Annotated in this window: 16 protein-coding genes and 1 tRNA gene; 10 read left to right on the top strand and 7 right to left on the bottom strand. The window is 65.4% G+C overall.

The genetic code is table 11. The annotated features are described in order from the left end of the window. Positions 1-105: 105 nt before the first annotated feature. Positions 106-1,368 carry an MFS transporter gene (locus BI344_RS09885; protein WP_071112771.1) on the bottom strand — a complete coding sequence of 421 codons (1,263 nt, stop codon included), beginning with the start codon at positions 1,366-1,368 and terminating at the stop codon, positions 106-108. A gap of 296 nt (positions 1,369-1,664) precedes the next feature. Here BI344_RS09885 and apbC point away from each other — a divergent pair, with 296 nt between their 5' ends. The 6 genes from apbC to BI344_RS09855 all read left to right on the top strand — a co-directional run bounded on the left by apbC (position 1,665) and on the right by BI344_RS09855 (position 6,217). Beyond that, positions 1,665-2,795, top strand: coding sequence for an iron-sulfur cluster carrier protein ApbC (apbC, locus tag BI344_RS09880; RefSeq protein WP_277620441.1), 1,131 nt, complete (start codon positions 1,665-1,667; stop codon positions 2,793-2,795). A 17-nt stretch (positions 2,796-2,812) separates the two neighbouring features. Beyond that, on the top strand, positions 2,813-3,580 hold the full coding sequence (murI, locus tag BI344_RS09875) for a glutamate racemase (protein WP_206600357.1): 768 nt from the start codon (positions 2,813-2,815) through the stop codon (positions 3,578-3,580). A gap of 59 nt (positions 3,581-3,639) precedes the next feature. Further along, positions 3,640-4,083, top strand: coding sequence for a ribonuclease domain-containing protein (locus BI344_RS09870; protein WP_071112769.1), 444 nt, complete (start codon positions 3,640-3,642; stop codon positions 4,081-4,083). Then, on the top strand, positions 4,074-4,352 hold the full coding sequence (locus BI344_RS09865) for a barstar family protein (protein ID WP_071112768.1): 279 nt from the start codon (positions 4,074-4,076) through the stop codon (positions 4,350-4,352). The genes BI344_RS09870 and BI344_RS09865 overlap by 10 nt, the downstream gene beginning before the upstream one ends. A gap of 406 nt (positions 4,353-4,758) precedes the next feature. Next, positions 4,759-6,003 (top strand): dicarboxylate/amino acid:cation symporter, encoded by a 1,245-nt coding sequence (locus BI344_RS09860; RefSeq protein ID WP_071112767.1) that lies wholly within the window; start codon positions 4,759-4,761, stop codon positions 6,001-6,003. 124 nt (positions 6,004-6,127) lie between these two features. Next, a tRNA-Ser gene (locus tag BI344_RS09855) sits at positions 6,128-6,217 on the top strand. Between the two features lie 87 nt (positions 6,218-6,304). Here the strand turns inward: BI344_RS09855 and BI344_RS09850 are convergent. Both BI344_RS09850 and acnA read right to left on the bottom strand, forming a co-directional pair. Then, entirely contained in the window at positions 6,305-7,105 is an 801-nt protein-coding gene (locus BI344_RS09850) for a 4'-phosphopantetheinyl transferase family protein (protein ID WP_071112766.1), read from the bottom strand. Positions 7,106-7,320: 215 nt separating this feature from the next. Further along, positions 7,321-9,996, bottom strand: coding sequence for an aconitate hydratase AcnA (gene acnA, locus BI344_RS09845; protein WP_071112765.1), 2,676 nt, complete (start codon positions 9,994-9,996; stop codon positions 7,321-7,323). A gap of 145 nt (positions 9,997-10,141) precedes the next feature. Here acnA and fumC point away from each other — a divergent pair, with 145 nt between their 5' ends. Beyond that, positions 10,142-11,527 (top strand): class II fumarate hydratase, encoded by a 1,386-nt coding sequence (fumC, locus tag BI344_RS09840; RefSeq protein WP_071112764.1) that lies wholly within the window; start codon positions 10,142-10,144, stop codon positions 11,525-11,527. A gap of 133 nt (positions 11,528-11,660) precedes the next feature. Here fumC and galE read toward each other — a convergent pair whose 3' ends face one another. From galE to aroC, 4 genes are all read right to left on the bottom strand, one after another. Continuing rightward, positions 11,661-12,683 carry a UDP-glucose 4-epimerase GalE gene (gene galE / locus BI344_RS09835; protein ID WP_071112763.1) on the bottom strand — a complete coding sequence of 341 codons (1,023 nt, stop codon included), beginning with the start codon at positions 12,681-12,683 and terminating at the stop codon, positions 11,661-11,663. 180 nt (positions 12,684-12,863) lie between these two features. Then, positions 12,864-13,928, bottom strand: a complete 1,065-nt coding sequence (locus BI344_RS09830; protein ID WP_206600356.1) for a terpene synthase family protein — start codon at positions 13,926-13,928, stop codon at positions 12,864-12,866. Between the two features lie 192 nt (positions 13,929-14,120). Next, positions 14,121-15,542, bottom strand: coding sequence for an EAL and HDOD domain-containing protein (locus BI344_RS09825; RefSeq protein ID WP_071112761.1), 1,422 nt, complete (start codon positions 15,540-15,542; stop codon positions 14,121-14,123). A 55-nt stretch (positions 15,543-15,597) separates the two neighbouring features. Continuing rightward, positions 15,598-16,698 (bottom strand): chorismate synthase, encoded by a 1,101-nt coding sequence (aroC, locus tag BI344_RS09820; protein WP_071112760.1) that lies wholly within the window; start codon positions 16,696-16,698, stop codon positions 15,598-15,600. A gap of 233 nt (positions 16,699-16,931) precedes the next feature. On the opposite strand from aroC, the gene BI344_RS09815 reads away from it, so the two are divergent. Genes BI344_RS09815 through eutC form a run of 3 tightly spaced genes read left to right on the top strand, consistent with a single transcriptional unit; the run spans position 16,932 to position 19,734 of the window. Further along, positions 16,932-17,558, top strand: coding sequence for a permease (locus tag BI344_RS09815; protein ID WP_095210812.1), 627 nt, complete (start codon positions 16,932-16,934; stop codon positions 17,556-17,558). Continuing rightward, entirely contained in the window at positions 17,555-18,934 is a 1,380-nt protein-coding gene (locus tag BI344_RS09810; RefSeq protein ID WP_071112758.1) for an ethanolamine ammonia-lyase subunit EutB, read from the top strand. The genes BI344_RS09815 and BI344_RS09810 overlap by 4 nt, the downstream gene beginning before the upstream one ends. Beyond that, complete coding sequence (gene eutC, locus BI344_RS09805) at positions 18,931-19,734, top strand: ethanolamine ammonia-lyase subunit EutC (protein ID WP_071112757.1); 804 nt, start codon at positions 18,931-18,933, stop codon at positions 19,732-19,734. The genes BI344_RS09810 and eutC overlap by 4 nt, the downstream gene beginning before the upstream one ends. Positions 19,735-19,738 lie beyond the last annotated feature (4 nt).

Raw genomic sequence — 19,738 nt, 5'->3', positions numbered from 1 at the left:
ACGGGCGAGCGGTCATCAGGCTTGCGCGCCCAAATATTGCCCCGCACAAAAGCGCAAGCCCGGAGCATGGGGCTTCCGGGCTTGCGACAGCGGATTCCGCGAAACTCAGGCGCCCTGGCTGGCGAGCTTGCCTTCTTCAACCGCCGGCGCCGCCCGCTCGGCCATGGCGATGCCGACCATCCGGCGCGCCACTACCACGTAGGCCAGCGAGAAGCTCAGCGCCACCACGGCGTAGCCGGCCAGACCGGCCGCCTGGTAGACCTGGCGGAACAGCTCGATGCCCAGCGCGTAGCCCGCCATCGACAGCATGCTCATGCTGGCGGAAATCGTGCCGCGGCCGGCCGCGTCGCTGGACATGAGCGCGAAGCGGTACAGCACGCCGAAGGCCAGGCCCTCGCCGAAGGCCATCAGAGTCATGCCGGCCGCCATCCAGTACTGCGGCGTGGCGGACAACATGATGCCGCCCGCCATCAGCAGCAAGCCGCCGACGATCGGCCACATGCCCACCAGCGCCGAGCGGCCCAGCGGCCAGCGGTCGGCCACCACCGCCAGCGCCAGGTTGCCGGCGATCAGGCCGCCGAACACCGGGATCTGCATCAGGCCATATTCCACGGCGCTCATGTGCAGATCGCGCACCAAAAGCACCGGCGACAGCGCGATCCAGCCCATCAGCGGCAGCGCCAACAGCGGAATGCACAGCGCCGACAGCACGAAGCGGCTCTGGCCGAACACCTTCAGGTAATCGCGGCCCATATTGGACAAGGGCAGCCTCTCATGGCTGGGCGCCACGGTTTCCGGCATCTTCCACATCAGGCCCAGCAAGGACAGCAGCGACAGGCCGGCGATGAACAGGAAGCCGCTGCGCCACGGCGCCAGCTCTAGCAGCGCGGCGCCGGCCAGCGGGCCGACCAGCGGCGCGATCAACGCCACATTAGCCATCAGCGCGGTGACGCGCACCGCCGCGCTCTCTTCAAACGACTCCTGCAGCGATGCGTAGCCGACGGCGTTGATGAAGCACAGACCGATGCCCTGCAGCACGCGCAGTGCGATAAAGGCTTCTATCGAGCTGACCAGATAAGTGGCCAGGCAGGTAATGGCGAAATAGCCGACGCCGAACAGCAGCACCGGGCGACGGCCGATGCGGTCGGACAGCGGGCCGGTCAGCCAGGCCAGCAGCGCGCCGCCGGCCAAAAAGGCGGTCATCGAAGCCGGCGCCCAGGCGGCGTCGACCATGAATTCGCGGGTGACGGACAGCATGGCCGGCTGAACCATGTCGTTGCAGATGTAGACGGCGAACTCGAACAGCACCAGGGCCAGCGGGAACAGCAGGTTGGACCAGGTGAGAGTGGCGTGTTTGGAGGACTGCATAAAGCGGGAGATGCCTTTCTTCAGCTTAAAGAACAGGGCCCGCGGCCTGACGGGGCCGAGCCTTTGGCGCTGCGGCAGCGCCGCAACTCGAGAAAAGCCGACAATTCTACTCTTTTCAATGACTTTCATCAAAAAAACTTGCCCCGCGCCGCGCATCCGGCCGCCCCTCCCCTGCCCTTTGCCTGCGTACAGGAGTAAGATGGCAGCCATCGGGCGCGGTGCGCCTCACGACAAATCCGACTAAAATACTCGGAAATCCTCAGCCGGAACGCAGCATGTTCTCCAAACTCACCCGTATGTTCGGCGCATCAGCCGACCAAGCCACGCAAAACGAAACCATGGCACAGCTCGAAACCCAGATCCTCGATACCCTCAAGCCGCTGATCGACGCCAATACCGGCAAGGGATACGTGGCGGCCAAGAACGTCAAGAACCTCCAGATCGGCGACAAGGCCATCAGCCTGGAGGTGGTGCTGGCCTACCCGGCCAACAGCCAGTTCGACGCGGTGCGCCAGCAGTTTGAAACCGCGCTGGCGCCGATCGCGGAAGGCCGCGCCGTAGAAGTGCGGGTGAGCAGCCAGATCGTCAGCCACTCCGCCCAGCGCGGCGTGCCGCTGCTGCAGGGCGTGAAGAACATCATCGCCGTCGCCTCCGGCAAAGGCGGCGTCGGCAAGTCCACCACCGCCGCCAATTTGGCGCTGGCGCTGGCGGCCGAAGGCGCGCGCGTCGGCTTGCTGGACGCCGACATCTACGGTCCGTCGCAACCATTGATGATGGGCCTGCAGGGCCAGCGCCCCGAGTCCGTCGACGGCAAACTGCGGCCGCTGGTCGGACACGGCATCCAGACCATGTCTATCGGCTACCTGGTGGACCCGGACCAGGCGATGGTATGGCGCGGCCCGATGGTGAGCCAGGCGCTGCAGCAATTGCTGAACGACACCCGCTGGGACGATCTGGACTACCTGGTGATAGACATGCCGCCGGGCACCGGCGACATCCAGCTGACGCTGTCGCAGAAAGTGCCGGTCACCGGCGCGCTGATCGTCACCACCCCGCAGGACATCGCGCTGCTGGACGCGCGCAAGGGCGTCACCATGTTCCAGAAGGTGAACGTGCCCATCTTGGGCCTGGTGGAGAACATGGCCATCCACATCTGCAGCCATTGCGGCCACGCCGAGCACATCTTCGGCGAAGGCGGCGCGGCCAGGATGGCCGCCGACTTCGGAGTCGAGCTGCTGGGTTCTCTGCCGCTAGAGCTGGCCATCCGCCTGGCGGTGGATGCCGGCAAGCCCAGCGTGGCGGCCGATCCGGCAGGCAAGCCGGCCGAGCTGTACCGCGCCATCGCCCGCCGCGTGGCGGTGAAGGTGGGCGAGAAAGCTCAGGACTTCTCCGGCAAATTTCCCAAGATCGTCATCCAGAACAACTGAGCGGCAACATGATTGCGATGTACGATTCCGGGCTTGGCGGCCTGTCGGTGTGGCGCGCGGTGCGCGCCGCGCTGCCCGCCTGGCCCATCACCTATCTGGCCGACCAGGCCTACTGCCCGTACGGCCAGCGCAGCAGGGACGAAATCATAGCCCGGGCGCTCAAGGTGGGGCACTACCTGGCCAGCCAGGGCGCCACCCTGCTGGTAGTGGCCTGCAACACCGCCACCACTGCCGCCATCACCGCAATGCGCGAGGAGTTTTCGCTGCCGATCGTCGGCATCGAACCCGCGATCAAACCCGCGGCGGCGATGAGCCGCACCGGCCGCATCGCGGTGCTGGCCACCGAATACACGCTGGCCAGCGATCGGGTCAAAACGCTGCTGGACGCGCACGCCGGCGACGTGGATGTGTTGCGCCGCGCCGGCCACGGCTGGGTAGAGCAGGTGGAGGCGGGAGAATTGTCCGGCGAGCGCACCCGCGCGCTGGTGCGCCGGGTAGTGGAACCGCTGCTGACCGAAAACATCGACCACATCGCGCTCGGCTGCACCCACTATCCGTTTCTAGCGCCGCTGATCCGCGAAGTCACCGGCGACGCGATCCAGCTGTACGACCCGGCCGAGGCCATCGCCCGCCGCGTCTGCGACCTGCTGCGACAGCATGGCCGTGACAGCCAGGGCGACAGCCACTACCGCTTCATCAGCACCGCCGACGGCAACGACATGGGGCTGCGCCTGCCGCGGCTGATAGGCCACAGCTACCCGGTAGAGTCGGTGCCTCTGGACTAACCCCCTTACCGAGGTCCCGCCCAAGCAGGCGTGGCCTCACCTTAGCAACCGGACCCGCAATGAAAACAAGACTGCTGTTATTGCTGCTGAGCGCGCTCAGCCTGCCGGCGTTCGCCGCCACCTCCTGTCGCGACGCCGCGGCCCAGGCCAACCGGCAGGTTGGCGGAAAACTGGACGCGGCCGAATTGGCCGACGCCCTGCAAAGCCTGAACCACGACGGCAGGCTGCCGGAAAAATTCGTCACCAAGCGCGCGGCCCAGGCCGCCGGCTGGCATCCGGGCCGCAGCCTGTGGAGCGTGCCGGCGCTGCGTGGCAAATCCATGGGCGGCGACCGTTTCGGCAACTACGAGAAGCAACTGCCCCAAGGCCAGTGGCAGGAGGCCGATCTGAACTACAAAGGCGGCAAGCGCGGCGCCAACCGGCTGGTATTCAGCCGCCAGGGACAGCGCTACGTCAGCGTCGACCACTACAACCGCTTCGTCGAGGTGGCGACATGCCGGTAACCGTGTGCGAACTACGCCATATCCTCAGCCTGCAACAGCTGTTCAATGAAATGAGCCGCCAACTGCGGCTGCCGCCCCATTTCGGCCGCAATCTGGATGCGTTGTACGACTGCCTGGCCAACGAAGTGCCAGGCCCGTATCAACTGATCTGGCGCGAAACCGCCGAGACGGAAAAAGCGCTGGGGGCCGACGTCTACGCCGCCGTGCTGGACATTCTGGAAACCGTGGCCGCAGAGCGCGGCGACGTCACACTGGACATCCACCGCTAGCCACGCGTTGTCGCCCCGCTACAAAAGCAGCCACAGGCTGCTTTTTTTGCCTCATGACCATGCCGACAATGGCATGTCAATGACAATCATCAAGGCAATTTAAATTCAAAAATCATTTAAAAACAACAAACACATTCGAATATGAACCACAATTATCGAAATCCCGCCAAGACAAGCCATCGCTAACTCACTATAATCGCTAACCTTCGGCCCGCCTCACCTGTCCGACAAGAACAGGCAAAAAACCCGGCAATCCCGGCTAAAACAATAAAGTAGCTCGGCCGCTACATGGCGAAGCATGCCGGACACACGGCAAGCACGCATGACCCCCTTAAAGTCAGATGTCATGTTGCGAAAAATGCGGCGCTCGTTTTGAAACGTCTCAAACTCAGGCAGGAACAACTCAATGAAGTCGAAAAAACTCACGGCCTTGATCCTGGTCGGAATGCTGCTGGGCATCTTGGTCGGCTACTTATTCCGTCAGTACGCCGGCACCGATGCCGCCGCCATCAAGACCTTTGTCGATGGCATGTCTATCCTCACCGACATTTTCCTGCGCCTGATCAAGATGATCATCGCGCCGCTGGTGATCGCCACCCTGGTGGTCGGCATCGCCAAGATGGGCGACGCCAAGTCGGTTGGCCGCATCGGCGGCAAGACCATGGGCTGGTTCATTGGCGCCTCGCTGGCGTCGCTGACCCTGGGCCTGATTATGGTCAACATCCTGAAGCCGGGCGTGGCGCTGAACCTGCCGTTGCCCGATCTGCACGCCGACTCCGGCATCAAGGCCAGCGCCATTTCGATGAAAGACTTCGTCACCCACGCCATCCCCAAGAGCGTGATTGAGGCGATGGCCGGCAATGAAATCCTGCAGATCGTGGTGTTCTCGGTGTTCTTCGGTAGCGCGATGGCCGCGCTGGGCGAACGCGCCAAGGCGCTGATCGACGTGATGGATGTGGTGGCCCACGTGATGCTGAAAGTCACCAGCTACGTGATGAACTTCGCGCCGCTGGCGGTATTCGGCGCCATCGCCGCCACCGTCGCCAAGGAAGGCCTGTCCATCCTGGCCACCTACGGCAAGTTCATGGCCCAGTTCTACCTGTCGGTAGGCATTCTATGGGCGCTGCTGATCGCCGTCGGCGTGCTGATCGTCGGCCCGCGCCTGCTGCATCTGATGGGCATGATCAAGGAACCGCTGCTGCTGTCGTTCACCACCGCCAGCTCGGAAGCCGCTTACCCGAAAACCCTGGAACAACTGGAACGCTTCGGCGTGTCCAACAAGATCGCCAGCTTCGTGCTGCCGATGGGCTACTCGTTCAACCTCGACGGTTCGATGATGTACTGCACCTTCGCAGTGATCTTCATCGCCCAGGCTTACGGCATAGACCTGACCCTGGCACAGGAAATCTCGATGCTGCTGATCCTGATGCTGACCTCCAAAGGCATGGCCGGCGTGCCGCGCGCGTCGCTGGTGGTGATCGCCGCCACGCTGTCGCAGTTCAACATTCCGGAAGCCGGCCTCTTGCTGCTGCTGGGCATCGACCACTTCCTGGACATGGGCCGCTCCGCCACCAATGTGGTGGGCAACTCCATCGCCACCGCCGTGGTGGCCAAATGGGAAGGCGAGCTGAAGCCCGGCAAGCACGCCTGAATCCGCCAGCCTCGCGCCAACAGAAACGCCACCCTCGCGGTGGCGTTTTTCATGCGCAGAATCCTGCAATTTGATATTGACAAGGCCTGCATCTGCAACTAGAATGCGTTTCTTGTCTGGCGCCGGAGAGGTGGCAGAGTGGTCGAATGTACCTGACTCGAAATCAGGCGTACGTGCGAGCGTACCGAGGGTTCGAATCCCTCCCTCTCCGCCAGCAACGCATCAAAGCCCTTGAGAAATCAAGGGCTTTTTTGTTTTGTCTGCCGCTTGTCCAAGGCCGCGCACACGGCTTGACGCTCGCTCACCCCGCGCCCGGCCAGGCCAGGGACGAGGCTCGCTCCCGGATCGATTGGACCGCGGGCGCGAAGGGAAGCTGGACCGCGCGCGCCAGCGGCAGCGCTTCGCGCAGGATCAAACCGGGCGGCGCGGCGGCGGTGGACTCGACGCAGAGCGACGCCGCATGCGAAGCCGACGGCGCCCAATGCCAGAAATGCCAACGGCGGGCGTCAGCGTCCCCGGAACGCTGCCGCGCATAAACAATCTCGCCCGGAGAGCGCGCAGAGAAGGAAATGCAGTCCAAAGGCGCGTTCAGTCCGCAGCCCAGCGCCTTAAGATAGGCTTCCTTCAAAGTCCAGAGCATCCAGAAATGATCCGCCCTGGCACTCCCCTCCAAGGCCGACAGCTCGCGCGCCTCTTCGCTGGAGAAATTGTCCCAGGCGATATCCAGCGCCGGCGGCCGCATGACGCTTTCCACATCCACCCCCAGCTCCCTTCCCGCCGCGACCGACAGAACCACCATGCCGTCGGTATGTGACAGATTGAAGCTCAGCCCCGCGCCCGCGGCGGATCCGCCCAGGCTGGGCTTGCCGTAAGGGCCGCGCTGAAAATCCAGTCGCGCGGGATCGACGCCCAACCTCTCCCCAAGCACCGTCCGCGCCAACGCGCGCGTCACCAGGTAGGCATGTCGGTCGCGCTCGAATACGAAGGCACGCCAGCGCACCCGCTCCTCGCCCGACAGCAAGGCCGCGTACGCTTCCAACAAAAAGGGATCGTGGCAACGCGCCAGAGGCGTCAGCCAGACCTGAATATCCTCAACCATCATCGGCACCCGCCCGCCTGAAAATGCGCATCGCCGAAATCGCAGTCGCCGGAATGCCGCAGAGCCGACAAGACTACTCCAGCCACAGAGGCGGGATCAAATGAAAACCCGCGGCGGCAAGCGCATGACATGCGGCAGCGCAGGATTCACCTCCTGCCAGATGGACGAGCCCGGCAACCTTCACGGCTTCGCCCCGCAAGAGGCAAAACCACACGCGCTCAGCTCAACAGCTGCCGCAACACATAAGGCAGAATGCCGCCGTGCAGGTAGTACTCCACTTCCACCGGGGTATCAATCCTCAGCAGCAGCTGCAATTGCCGGCTCCGGCCATCGCGGCTGCGTATGGTCAGCGTGACATCCTGCTGCGGCCGGATGCCGCCCTCCAGGCCGCTCAGGTCGAACTCCTCGTCTCCCTTCAGGCCGGCGGCGCTGTCCGCGCCCTTGAACTGCAGCGGCAGCACACCCATGCCCACTAGGTTGGAGCGGTGGATGCGCTCGAAGCTTCTGGCGACTACCGCCTTCACGCCCAGCAGCCGCGTGCCCTTGGCCGCCCAGTCGCGGCTGGAGCCGGTACCGTACTCCTCGCCGGCGAAAATCAGCGTCGGCGTGCCCGCCTTCTGGTATTCCATCGCCGCGTCGTAAATGAATTTCTGCGCGCCGTCCGGCTGGCTCAAGGTCAGGCCGCCCTCCACCGGCCGGCCGTCGGCGTCCGGCGGCAGCATCAGGTTGCGGATGCGCACATTGGCGAAGGTGCCGCGCATCATCACTTCATGGTGGCCGCGGCGCGAGCCGTAACTGTTGAAATCCACCGGCTTGATGCCCTGCTGCTGCAGATACAGGCCGGCCGGCGAGGCGGCCTTGATCGAACCAGCCGGGCTGATGTGGTCGGTGGTGACCGAATCGCCGAAGATGGCCAGCGCCCGCGCCCCCGTCACCTGGGGCACCGCCGCCGGCTGCATGGCGAAACCCTGGAAGAACGGCGGCTCGGCGATATAGCTGGAGACGTCCCAGCCGTACACTTGTCCCGTCGGCGCGGCGATGGCGCTCCATAGCGGATTGCCGCTGACGAAGTCCTGATACAGCCGGCGATAAGTGGCCGGATCGGTGGCCCGCAGCAGCGCATCCGCCACCTCCCGCTGGCTGGGCCAGATCTCGCGCAGATACACCGGCTGGCCGGTGTCGTCCGCGCCCAGCGGCTGCTGGTCCAGATCGATGTCCACCCGCCCGGCCAGCGCGAAAGCCACCACCAGCGGCGGGCTCATCAGGAAGTTGGCCTTGATCGCCGGGTGGATGCGCGCCTCAAAGTTGCGGTTGCCGGACAGCACCGCGGCGCAGATCAGGTCCTGGCCGGTGATTTCCGCCTCCAGCGCCGCATCCAGCGGCCCGGAGTTGCCGATACAGGTGGTGCAGCCGTAAGCCACCACCCGGAAACCCAGTTGCTCCAGCGGCGGCAGCAGTCCTGCCTTGGCGAGATAATCGGTGACCACCCGCGAACCGGGCGCCAGCGAAGTCTTGATATGCGGCGCCACCTTCAGGCCGCGCGCCGCCGCCTTCCGCGCCAGGATGCCGGCCGCCAGCATCACGCCGGGGTTGGAGGTATTGGTGCAGGAAGTGATGGCGGCGATCACTACCGAGCCGTGGTCCAGCGCGCCACCGGCCGCCGGCGCGGCGCCGGCCTTGCCGTAGCCGCCGCTCGATGCCGGCTGCGCCAGCAGTTCGGCGAACCGCTCTTTCAGTCCAGGCAGCGCGATGCGATCCTGCGGCCTCTTGGGCCCGGCCACGCAGGGAACCACGCCGGCCAGATCCAGTTCCAGCACGCGGCTGTAGTCGATATCCCCCGCCGCCGGCATGCCGAACAGCCCCTGCGCCTGGAAATAACGGCTGAACGCATCCACTTCCGCATCGCTGCGGCCGGTGGCGGCGAGATAAGCCGCCGCCTGCTCGTCCGGCGGAAAGAAACCCATGGTGGCTCCGTACTCCGGCGCCATATTGGCCAACGTGGCGCGGTCCGGCAGGGTCAGCGTGGCGGCGCCAGCGCCGAAGAACTCGACGAACTTGCCCACCACATTGGCCTTGCGCAGCATTTCCGTCACCGCCAGCACCAGGTCGGTGGCGGTGACGCCCTCGCGCAGCCTGCCGCTAAGGTTCACACCCACCACATCAGGCGTCAGCATGTACACCGGCTGCCCCAGCATGCCGGCCTCGGCCTCGATGCCCCCCACGCCCCAGCCCACCACGCCCAGCGCATTGATCATGGTGGTGTGCGAATCGGTGCCCACCAGCGTGTCCGGATAGTACACGCCGTCTTTCTGCAGCACGCCGCGCGCCAGGTATTCCAGATTCACCTGATGCACGATGCCTATCCCCGGCGGCACCACCCTGAAGGTGTCGAAGGCCTGCATCCCCCACTTGATGAAGCGGTAGCGCTCGGCATTGCGGTGGAACTCCAGCTGCATGTTCAGATCCAGCGCATTGCCTTCCCTGAAATAATCCACCTGCACCGAGTGGTCCACCACCAGATCCACCGGCACCAGCGGCTCGATGATCTTGGGCGGCTTGCCGAAGCGCTGCGCCACATTGCGCATCGCCGCCAGATCGCATAACAAGGGCACGCCGGTGAAATCCTGCAACACGATGCGCGCCACCACGAAGGGGATTTCCTCGCTGCGCGCGTCCTGCGGACGCCAGTTGGCCAGTTGCCGGACGTGGTCCTCGCCGATACGCTGGCCATCCAGATTGCGCAACAGCGACTCCAGCACGATGCGCAACGATACCGGCAGGCGGCGGACATCGCCGACGCCGAGTTCGGCCAAGGCCGGCAGGGAATGGAATCGGACGGTCTGGCCGGAGGCCAGCTGGAATTCGCGTAAACTGTCTTGGGCACGCAGGGACATGGTGGACTCCTGTAGACATCGACAAGCGGAATAGGCTCGGGCGGGATGCCGGATGCCGGCGTCAGGCCCTTCGAATCGAACACTTACCAGAATAGGCTAAGACTATGACTTCGGAATTCAGTTCAGGCTGCCGGGAGAAAGCCGCATGAACAAGACGCAACGCGTGGAAACAGATAGCTTCGGCCCCATCGACGTGGCCGACAGCGCGCTATGGGGCGCGCAGACCCAGCGTTCGCTGGAGCACTTCGCCATTTCCAGCGAAAAGATGCCGCAGGAACTGATACTGGCACTGGCGATGGTCAAGCGCGCCGGCGCGCTGACCAATATGGAGCTGGGGCTGCTGGACGGCGCCAAGGCGCAAGCCATCGTCACCGCCGCCGACGAAGTGCTGGCCGGCCGGCACGACGGACAGTTTCCTCTGTCGGTGTGGCAGACCGGCTCCGGAACCCAGAGCAATATGAACATGAACGAGGTGCTGGCCAACCGCGCGTCCGAGCTGCTGGGAGGCGAGCGCGGCATCCGGCGACTGGTCCACCCCAATGACGAAGTCAATCGCGGCCAGTCGTCGAACGACATCTTCCCCACCGCGATGCATGTGGCCGCGGCGCTGGGAATGGCGCGCCAATTGCTGCCCAGCCTGGCCGAACTGCGCCAGGCGCTTGAAGCCAAGTCCCGCGAGTTCGCCGGCATCGTCAAGATAGGCCGCACCCATCTGCAGGACGCCACTCCGCTGACGCTGGAACAGGAAGTCTCCGGCTGGGCCGCCCAGCTGCAATTGGCCGAGCAGGCGCTGCAAACCAGCCTGCCGGCGTTGTGCCAGCTGGCGGCGGGCGGCACCGCGGTCGGTACCGGCCTCAACACCCATCCGCAATTCGGCGCCCGGGTGGCCGAAGTGCTGGCCTTGCAGACCGGCCTGCCGTTTGCCGGCGCCGCCAACAAATTCGCCGCGCTGGCCGGCCATGAGCCGATGCTGGCCGCCCACGGCGCGCTGAAGACGCTGGCCGCCGCGCTGATGAAGATCGCCAACGACATCCGCTGGCTGGCCTCCGGTCCACGCTGCGGCCTGGGCGAGCTGACTCTGCCGGAAAACGAGCCGGGCAGCTCCATCATGCCCGGCAAGGTCAATCCAACCCAGTGCGAAGCCGTCACCATGCTGTGCTGCCAGGTGCTGGGCAACGACGTGGCCATCGGCATCGGCGCCGCCTCCGGCAATTTCGAACTGAACGTGTTCAAGCCGATGATCGCGCACAACTTCCTGCAAAGCCTGCGGCTGCTGTCCGACGGCATGGCCAGCCTGCGCGAGCACTGCATCGCCGGCATGCAGCCCAATCGCGCCCGCATCGCCCAGCTGCTGGAGCAATCGTTGATGCTGGTGACCGCGCTCAATCCGCATATCGGCTACGACAAGGCCGCCACCATCGCCAAGCACGCCCACCAGCATGGCGGCACGCTGAAGCAGGCGGCGCTGGAACTGGGCCACGTCACGGCGGAGCAGTTCGACGCCTGGGTCAAGCCGGAAAACATGGTATGAACGGCCTCACCGCCTGGCACGCCGGCTGAAGAGCGACTGGCAGGAACCGGAACGCCGCGTCTTTGCGCGGCGCATCCGGCGCCAGCCGCGGCAGAGATGGCAGATGCCCGCGACGGTCCCTGGCGCGGACGCCTCAGGCTTCGTAGCCGCGAGGATTGGCTTGCTGCCATCTCCAGCTGTCGCGGCACATGTCCTCCAGCGTGCGCTCGGCCTTCCAGCCCAGCACCCGCTCGGCCTTGCCCGGATCGGCATAGCAGCAGGCGATATCCCCGGCGCGGCGCTCCGCCAGTTGATAAGGAATGTCCCGCCCGCTGACGCGGCTGAATGTCTTGATCATGTCCAGCACCGAGCACCCCTGGCCGGTTCCCACATTGACCGTCAACACGCCGTCCACCGTTGCCAGCGCCTGCACCGCCTTGACGTGGGCAATCGCCAGATCGACGACATGGATATAGTCGCGCACGCCGGTGCCGTCCGGCGTCGGGTAGTCGCCGCCGAACACGCTGAGCCGCGCCAGCTTGCCCACCGCCACCTGGCTGATATAGGGCATCAGGTTGTTGGGCGTGCCGTTGGGGTCCTCGCCTATCCGTCCGCTGGCATGCGCCCCCACTGGATTGAAGTAGCGCAGCAGTCCGATCCGCCAACCTGGCTCGGAACGCGACAGATCCTCGAGAATCTCTTCCATCATGCGCTTGCTGCGGCCATAGGGATTGGTGATGACGCCAATCGGGAAGTCCTCGCGGATGGGGACTTCGGCGGGGTCGCCGTACACCGTGGCCGAGGAGCTGAAGACGATCTGCCGCACCGAAGCCCGCCGCATCGCCTCCAGCAGCGTCAGCGTGCCCACCACATTGTTCTCGTAATAGCGCAAGGGCTGGGCAACCGACTCGCCCACCGCCTTCAAAGCGGCAAAGTGGATCACCGCGTCGACCCGGTGCCGGGAGAAAATGCCGTCCAGCGCGGCCTGGTCTCGGACATCAGCCTCATGGAAAGCCAGCGTGCGGCCGGCCAGTTCCTGCACCCGGCGAATGGCCTCGAACTTGCTGTTGCAGAAATTGTCCACGGCAACGATATCAAAACCCGCCGCCAAAAGTTCGACGCAAGTATGCGATCCGATATAACCGGCGGCGCCGGTGACAAGAATAGTTGCGCTCATAATGATCTGTTCAATCCGTTTTTCAGGTGCGAAACGCCGCAGACATGCATCAAGCCAGGCATGCATGTCCGAAAGAGTGCCATCCAGGGAAACCATCAGCGGGCGAAGGGAAGGCCATCCGGCATGCGTGCCAAATGGTAACACACGAGTCCGGCAACGCCGGGAAGCGAGAACGGGCAGTCAGGCGGTTTCGCGCCAGACCAGATCCAGCGCCATCTTGCGGCCATCTATCCACACCGCATGCTCGCGGCAGCGCGGCGATTGCGACTCCCACAGCGTCAGGCCCAGCGTGGCGTAGCGGATGTCGTCCAGCCAACGGCGGACATCCGCCGCGGCAACGCCCGGCAGCGCCTCGGCTTCATCCGCCAGCGCATCGTACTCGCCGATCGCCTGGCGATGCAGCTCCAACAGCCGGCGTATGGCCTCCTCCGCGCTCAGGCCCTGGCCTTGCGTCAGCGCCAGCACCAAATTGATCTGCCCGCCGGCCAGATCCTTGCCCAGGCTGAACAGGTCGCTGCCGAGGCCGACCAGCAGATTGGACAATCTGGCCAGATGGCGCACCGCCGGCCGGGCGTGGAAACTGTCGGGGAATTCCTGATCGCAGGCGTCCTCCAGCAAACGCAGCGCGACATACATGCCTATGGTGGCGATGCGCAACTCCAGCTGCGCGGAAAAATCCGGCAACCGGCCCAAGCCATGCCACTGCCGCATCACATTGGCCTCCCGCGTCGCCGCCCGGCACCAGTCTGCCATGCCCTGGTTGAGCGCGCGCATCCAGCCGGCACTGCGGCGGCGGGCCAGATCGGCGAACAGCTGCCCCCAACCACGGTCGAAACGCGACATCTGCGCCGGCGAGTCGGGATCGGGCAAGCCGTGGGACCACATCCGCTGCAACCTCTCCACCTGGATGTCGTCCCATAACAGCCACAGCGCCATGAATTTTCCCACCAGCAGGGTCCGTTCCCGAGATAAGCGCGGAAAGGGCTGGCCGACGTAATTGCTCACGGAGAAACCCTGAACCCGCTCCAGCTCCGCCGCAGTGCACCCCAAGCCGGCAAACCAGTCCAGCACCTCCTGCTCCATCGCCGCCGCGCAAGGATTGCGTCCCGACGGCGCCCGCCAGTGCCCGGGAAAATGCAAGTCGAAGCGCAGCGTCGATCCGCAAGCCTCCAGCGCGCTGCGGGACCGCACTTCAATTTGCTGGCGCTGCGCCCCGCGCAGGGGTGGAAGGAAAACGGTCGGCATGGGATCACCCGGAGAAGGGGCCTTCTTGCAGCATACACAAGGAAAGGGCCTCTTCCCGCCGGATGCCGGCCGCTAGGTATTTGTACAAGCGCGGAGGAGACGAAGGAAGATGGCGGCTGTCCAGTCCCAGCAAATCGGGCGGCAGGCAAGCCTGGAAGGAACGCGGGCGCCGGGACGCGCGCCGGCCAGGCGTCAGATCGCCTCGACGTTATTGTGGACTTCGCTCTCGCGCAGCACCACCTGCGCCCACACCACCGAATCCAGATAGTACTGGTTGGCCAGCTCCAGATCGAAATCCAGCACCCTGACCAGCGCCTCTATCTGCACGTTGTCGCCGTGCTCGCAGGCCAGAGCCAGCGACAGATGGGAGGCGAAGATGCCCTTGTGCTCCACCACCGCCTCCCGGACCGTCAGCGGCAGCTCCATCGGGTCCAGCACATCGGGGAAGGGAATGTTGAGCAGCACGTCCAGCAAGGAAAACATGCCGGTGAGGAACAGGTGCTCCGACTCCAGCTTGTTGCCGCGATAGCCGCCCAGCTTTTCCATGAAGCGGGCGCGGATCAGCGACTTTTCCAGCAGCGAGACGGCGGTGCCATCCTCCTTGCGCGAGGTGAACAACAACATGGACAACCATTTGAACAGGGTTTCCCTACCCAGCAGCAGCAGGGTTTCCTCTATGGTCTGCACCTTGCGCGACAAGCCGTGGACCGGGGAGTTGATGAAGCGCAGCAACTTGAACAACAGCACCGAATCCAGCTTGAACTGCGCCTCGACCTCCTTCGGATCTGCATTGGTGCGCAATAGCCGCATGATCTGCAGCACGCGGGTCTGGCTGGTGTCCACCTTGCCGCCCTCCAGCGCGTGGGCGGTGGTGACGAAAGGGCCGTGGAACAAGGCGAAACGGTTATGACCCGGCGCGCGCAGGCAGACATCCAGGTCTTCGGCGGTGCCGACATTGCGCGCCATCCAGCGCGCGCCCGGATAACGCTTGGGCAATTGATCGAGGATGGGGGCCAGCACCCGGGTGGACGGCCCGGCGAAGTCCAGCACCATGAAGTCCACCCGGCTGAACAGGTCGGCCTGCAAGGCCGGGCTGAGGATGGACTGATCGTAGGACGCCGGCTCCACCGCGAAGCGCAGCCCCAGCTTCTGCAGATGATCAAGCTGCGTCAGCATGTGTTCGGCCACGATCACCCCGGGCACCACCTCCAGCACGAATATCACGCTGCCCGCCGGCATCTGGCGCAGCAGAGGCTCGTCCAGCGAGGTCATCGCGATATGGACGAAAGCGCGGCGATAGGCCAGCAGCCGGAACACGTCCATGTTCTGCAGCGTCGACAACAGCAAGCGGTCGAATTCCTGCTGCTTGCCCGCCTCGATATTGCGCTTGCCCTGGCGCACGAAGAAGTCGTAGGCCACCACCCTCTGCTGCCGGTCCATCACCGGCTGGTGCGAAACGAAGCCCAGGGTCGCCGGCAGGTCGGTCGGCACCTCCTCCGGCTCCGGCAGCGCCACTAGGACTCTTTCCGGCTTGACCTCAGGCCCCTGGACCGCTTCGTCTGTCGCCGTTTTCTTCAGGCGTCCGGCCAAGCCATCAATCAGACTTTTCAGCATGGTGCCATCCTATCTCGAACAGGCCTGGGCGATTTCCGGCCGGTATCTATAAATTCTAGCCGATATGCCCAGCAATTCTGGGCGTTTCCACCCGCACATCGTCGCATTGCGCGCGGTGGCGCAAAGCATGGTCGATCAGCACCAGCGCCAGCATCGCCTCGGCGATCGGCGTGGCGCGGATGCCGACGCAGGGGTCGTGGCGGCCGTGGGTTTCCATCGTCACCGCTTCGCCCTGCTTGTTGATCGAGCGGCGCGGCTGAGCGATGGACGAGGTGGGCTTGATGGCGATGGAAACGTCGATCTGCTGGCCGGTTGAGATGCCTCCCAGCATCCCGCCGGCGTGGTTGCTGGCGAAGCCCTCGGGCGTCAGCTCATCGCCATGCTCGCTGCCGCGCTGCGCCACGCAGCCGAAGCCGGCGCCGATCTCCACGCCCTTCACCGCGTTGATGCTCATCATCGCGTAGGCGATGTCGGCGTCCAGGCGGTCGAACACCGGCTCGCCCCAGCCCACCGGCACGTTGTCGGCGACCACGCGCAGCCGCGCGCCTATCGAATCCAGGCTCTTGCGGACGCTGTCCATATACTCCTCCAGCCGCGGCACGATGTCGGCGTCGGCGGCGAAGAAAGGGTTCTGATTGGTGTGCTCCCAGCTGGTGAACGGAATGGCCACTTCGCCGATCTGCGTCATGTGGCCGCGGATCACGATGCCGTGCTTCTCGTTCAGCCATTTCTTGGCGATGGCGCCAGCCGCCACCCGCACCGCGGTTTCACGCGCCGACGAGCGGCCGCCGCCGCGCGGATCGCGCACCCCATACTTATGCCAGTAGCAGTAGTCGGCGTGGCCGGGACGGAAAGTGTCGGCGATATTGCCGTAGTCCTTGCTGCGCTGGTCGGTGTTGCGGATCAACAGCGCGATCGGCGTGCCGGTGGTCTTGCCCTCGTACACCCCGGACAGGATTTCCACCGTGTCCGGCTCGCGGCGCTGGGTCACGTGGCGGCTGGTGCCGGGCTTGCGCCGGTCCAACTCCAGTTGTATGTCGGCCTCGGACAGCGCCAGCCCCGGAGGGCAGCCATCCACCACGCAGCCTATCGCCGGCCCATGGCTCTCGCCGAAAGAAGTTACCGTGAACAAGCGCCCCATGCTATTGCCAGACATCTGCTTTTCCCCTGCTCCATTGCGTATTGCAATCGATTCTAGCACGGCCCATCGCGGTGCATGCCCTTGCCGGCCATGCACCGGAATCAGGCGATGGCGGCCTGCGGATCGGCAAATCCGCCGGCAAGGCTGGCATTTTTTTTGCATACTCAAGCGATGCGGCATATCCGCCCTTCCACTCCGGCAAGGATAACAAGCGCACAGGAAAAGCCATCAACGCATCGACACAAGCATTGGCCCGCAAGCTGGGCGGCTGGCCGTTATCGGGCATCGCGGTGGGGTTGGTGATATCCGGCGAATACTTCGGCTGGAGCTACGGCGGGGTCGCCGCCGGCACGCTCGGCTTTCTCTGCACTTCGCGGTTCGTGGCGCGGATGCACGCCGCCTTCATTTTCCGTTTCACCGAGCTGACCACCGCCATCCCGCACCCCGGCAGCACCGGCGACTGGAGCAGGCTGGCCGATATCAACGACCCGCTGCCGCAGGCGATGAAGATGATAGTGGGCAAGCACAGCGGCTGGCTGCACATGCTGGTATGGCTGGGGCTGTTCGGCTTGGTGGCGTCGTTTCACGGCATCATCATCGGCTATTCGCGGCAGATCTTCGCGCTCGCGCGCGCCGGCCACCTGCCCAAGTGGCTGCCGGCGCTGGCGTTGATCTGCGCCATGGTCTGCCTGCTGGCCATGGCCTACAACAACCAGCTGCTGGCCGCGGTTTTTGCTGTTACGCTGTTGCTGGGCTTCGCCTATTTCCTGCTGACCGGCAAGCAGCGCGCGGCGGCGGACGGCGACGCCATGCTGGAGGGGCCGGCGGACGCCGCGGCGGCCCCGGCCTCCCAATCCGCACGAGCGCCGACATGAGCCACGCCATCACCATAGGACCGCGCCGTTACCGCTTCGCCGACCTGAAAACCCTGATGGCGCGCGCCAGCCCGCTGCGCTCCGGCGACCAACTGGCCGGCGTCGCCGCCGCCAGCGCCGAGGAGCGGGTGGCGGCGCAGATGTGCCTGGCCGAGCTGCCGCTGACGGTTTTCCTCAACGAGGCGCTGATCCCCTACGAGGAAGACGAAGTCACCCGGCTGATCCTGGACAGCCATGACACGGCCGCCTTCGCCGCCGTCTCCCACCTCACCGTCGGCGGTCTGCGCGACTGGCTGCTGTCCGACGCCGCCAACGCCGACAGCCTGGCCGCGCTGGCGCCGGGACTGACCCCTGAAATGGCGGCGGCCGCATCCAAGCTGATGCGCAATCAGGACCTGGTGCTGGCGGCGAAGAAATGCCGGGTGGTCACCGCCTTTCGCAACACCCAGGGCCTGCCCCGCCATATGGGAGTGCGGCTGCAACCCAACCACCCGGCAGACGATCCGCGCGCCATCGCCGCCGCCATGCTGGATGGCCTGCTGTACGGCGCCGGCGACGCGGTGGTGGGCATCAATCCGGCAGGCGACAGCCCGCAGGCCATCCACCAGCTGCTGGCGCTGCTGGACGAAGTCCGCCAGCGCTACGCGATACCCACCCAGAGCTGCGTGCTCACCCACGTCACCACCACGCTGCAGCTGATCCGCCAGGGCGCGCCGGTGGACCTGGTGTTCCAGTCGGTGGCCGGCACCGAAAAAGCCAATGCCGGCTTCGGCGTCAGCCTGGCGCTGCTGGACGAGGCGCATCAGGCCGCCCTGGAATTGAAACGCGGCGGCGTGGGCGACAACGTGATGTATTTCGAAACCGGCCAGGGCAGCGCGCTGTCGGCGGGCGCCCACTGGGACGTGGACCAGCAGACCTGCGAGGCGCGCGCCTACGCGGTGGCGCGCCGCTTCTCGCCCTTGCTGGTCAACACCGTGGTCGGCTTCATCGGCCCGGAATACCTGTACAACGGCAAGCAGATCATCCGCGCCGGCCTGGAAGACCATTTCTGCGGCAAGCTGCTGGGCCTGCCCATGGGCTGCGACATCTGCTACACCAACCACGCCGAAGCCGACCAGGATGACATGGACACCCTGCTGACCATGCTGGGCGCGGCCGGCGTGCACTTCATCATCGGCGTGCCCGGCGCCGACGACATCATGCTGGGCTACCAGAGCACCTCATTCCACGACGCGCTCTACCTGCGCCAGCTCATGGGCCTGAAACGCGCGCCGGAGTTCGACGACTGGCTGGAGGCGATGGAGATCACCCGCCATGGCCGGCTGTTGCCGCAAACCCGCCAGCAGAAGCTGCTGGCGATGATGGAGACCCTATGAGCCAGCCCGACAAGCATATCGTGACGGAAGACGGCTGGAGCGAGTTCTCGTCCCTCACCGCCGCCCGCATCGCGTTGGGCCGCGCCGGCAGCAGCCTCCCCAGCCGCGAGACGCTGCGCTTCGCGCTGGCCCACGCCCAGGCGCGCGACGCGGTGCACACCCCGCTGGACGACGCCGAACTGGCGCGCCAGCTCCAGGCGGATGGCCACCGCGTGCTGCTGGTCCACAGCGCCGCCGTCAACCGCGCCGAATACCTGCAACGACCGGACTTGGGCCGCCGGCTGGACGCCGTCAGCCGCGAGCGGTTGCTGGCGGAAACGCGCAAGGGCTGCGACCTGCTGCTGGTCCTGGCCGACGGCCTGTCCTCGCGCGCCGCCGCCCAGCATGCGCGGCCGCTGCTGATGGAGCTGCTGCCGCGGCTGAAGGAAATGGATTTGCAGATCGGTCCGCTGCTGCTTGCGCGCGAGGCGCGGGTGGCGCTGGCCGACGAGGCCGGGGAATGCCTTGAGGCGAAGATGACTGTGATGCTGATAGGCGAGCGGCCGGGCCTGAGTTCGCCCGACAGCCTGGGGCTGTACCTGACCGGCGCACCGCGGGTGGGCCGCAGCGACGCCGAGCGCAACTGCATCTCCAATGTGCGGCCGGATGGCCTGCCCTGTCCGCTGGCGGCGTTCAAGCTGGCCTGGCTGATCGCCGCCGCGCGCGGCGCGCAAACCGGCATCGCCCTGAAGGACAACAGCGCCGACGATCCGGGCTGGGCGGCGCTATTGGCGCGCCAGGCCCGACTGGCTCAGCGCTGAACCG

The sequence above is a fragment of the Chromobacterium sphagni genome (assembly GCF_001855555.1).
Taxonomy (GTDB): domain Bacteria; phylum Pseudomonadota; class Gammaproteobacteria; order Burkholderiales; family Chromobacteriaceae; genus Chromobacterium; species Chromobacterium sphagni.
The sequence above is the reverse complement of the archived record's forward strand: the minus strand, read 5'-3'. Positions and strand labels throughout refer to the sequence as shown.

Coding starts and splice junctions, on each gene's coding strand:
- BI344_RS09885 (WP_071112771.1), bottom strand. CDS start 1,368: ATGCAGTCCTCCAAACACGCCACTCTCACCTGGTCCAACCTGCTGTTC.
- apbC (WP_277620441.1), top strand. CDS start 1,665: ATGTTCGGCGCATCAGCCGACCAAGCCACGCAAAACGAAACCATGGCA.
- murI (WP_206600357.1), top strand. CDS start 2,813: ATGTACGATTCCGGGCTTGGCGGCCTGTCGGTGTGGCGCGCGGTGCGC.
- BI344_RS09870 (WP_071112769.1), top strand. CDS start 3,640: ATGAAAACAAGACTGCTGTTATTGCTGCTGAGCGCGCTCAGCCTGCCG.
- BI344_RS09865 (WP_071112768.1), top strand. CDS start 4,074: ATGCCGGTAACCGTGTGCGAACTACGCCATATCCTCAGCCTGCAACAG.
- BI344_RS09860 (WP_071112767.1), top strand. CDS start 4,759: ATGAAGTCGAAAAAACTCACGGCCTTGATCCTGGTCGGAATGCTGCTG.
- BI344_RS09850 (WP_071112766.1), bottom strand. CDS start 7,105: ATGATGGTTGAGGATATTCAGGTCTGGCTGACGCCTCTGGCGCGTTGC.
- acnA (WP_071112765.1), bottom strand. CDS start 9,996: ATGTCCCTGCGTGCCCAAGACAGTTTACGCGAATTCCAGCTGGCCTCC.
- fumC (WP_071112764.1), top strand. CDS start 10,142: ATGAACAAGACGCAACGCGTGGAAACAGATAGCTTCGGCCCCATCGAC.
- galE (WP_071112763.1), bottom strand. CDS start 12,683: ATGAGCGCAACTATTCTTGTCACCGGCGCCGCCGGTTATATCGGATCG.
- BI344_RS09830 (WP_206600356.1), bottom strand. CDS start 13,928: ATGCCGACCGTTTTCCTTCCACCCCTGCGCGGGGCGCAGCGCCAGCAA.
- BI344_RS09825 (WP_071112761.1), bottom strand. CDS start 15,542: ATGCTGAAAAGTCTGATTGATGGCTTGGCCGGACGCCTGAAGAAAACG.
- aroC (WP_071112760.1), bottom strand. CDS start 16,698: ATGTCTGGCAATAGCATGGGGCGCTTGTTCACGGTAACTTCTTTCGGC.
- BI344_RS09810 (WP_071112758.1), top strand. CDS start 17,555: ATGAGCCACGCCATCACCATAGGACCGCGCCGTTACCGCTTCGCCGAC.
- eutC (WP_071112757.1), top strand. CDS start 18,931: ATGAGCCAGCCCGACAAGCATATCGTGACGGAAGACGGCTGGAGCGAG.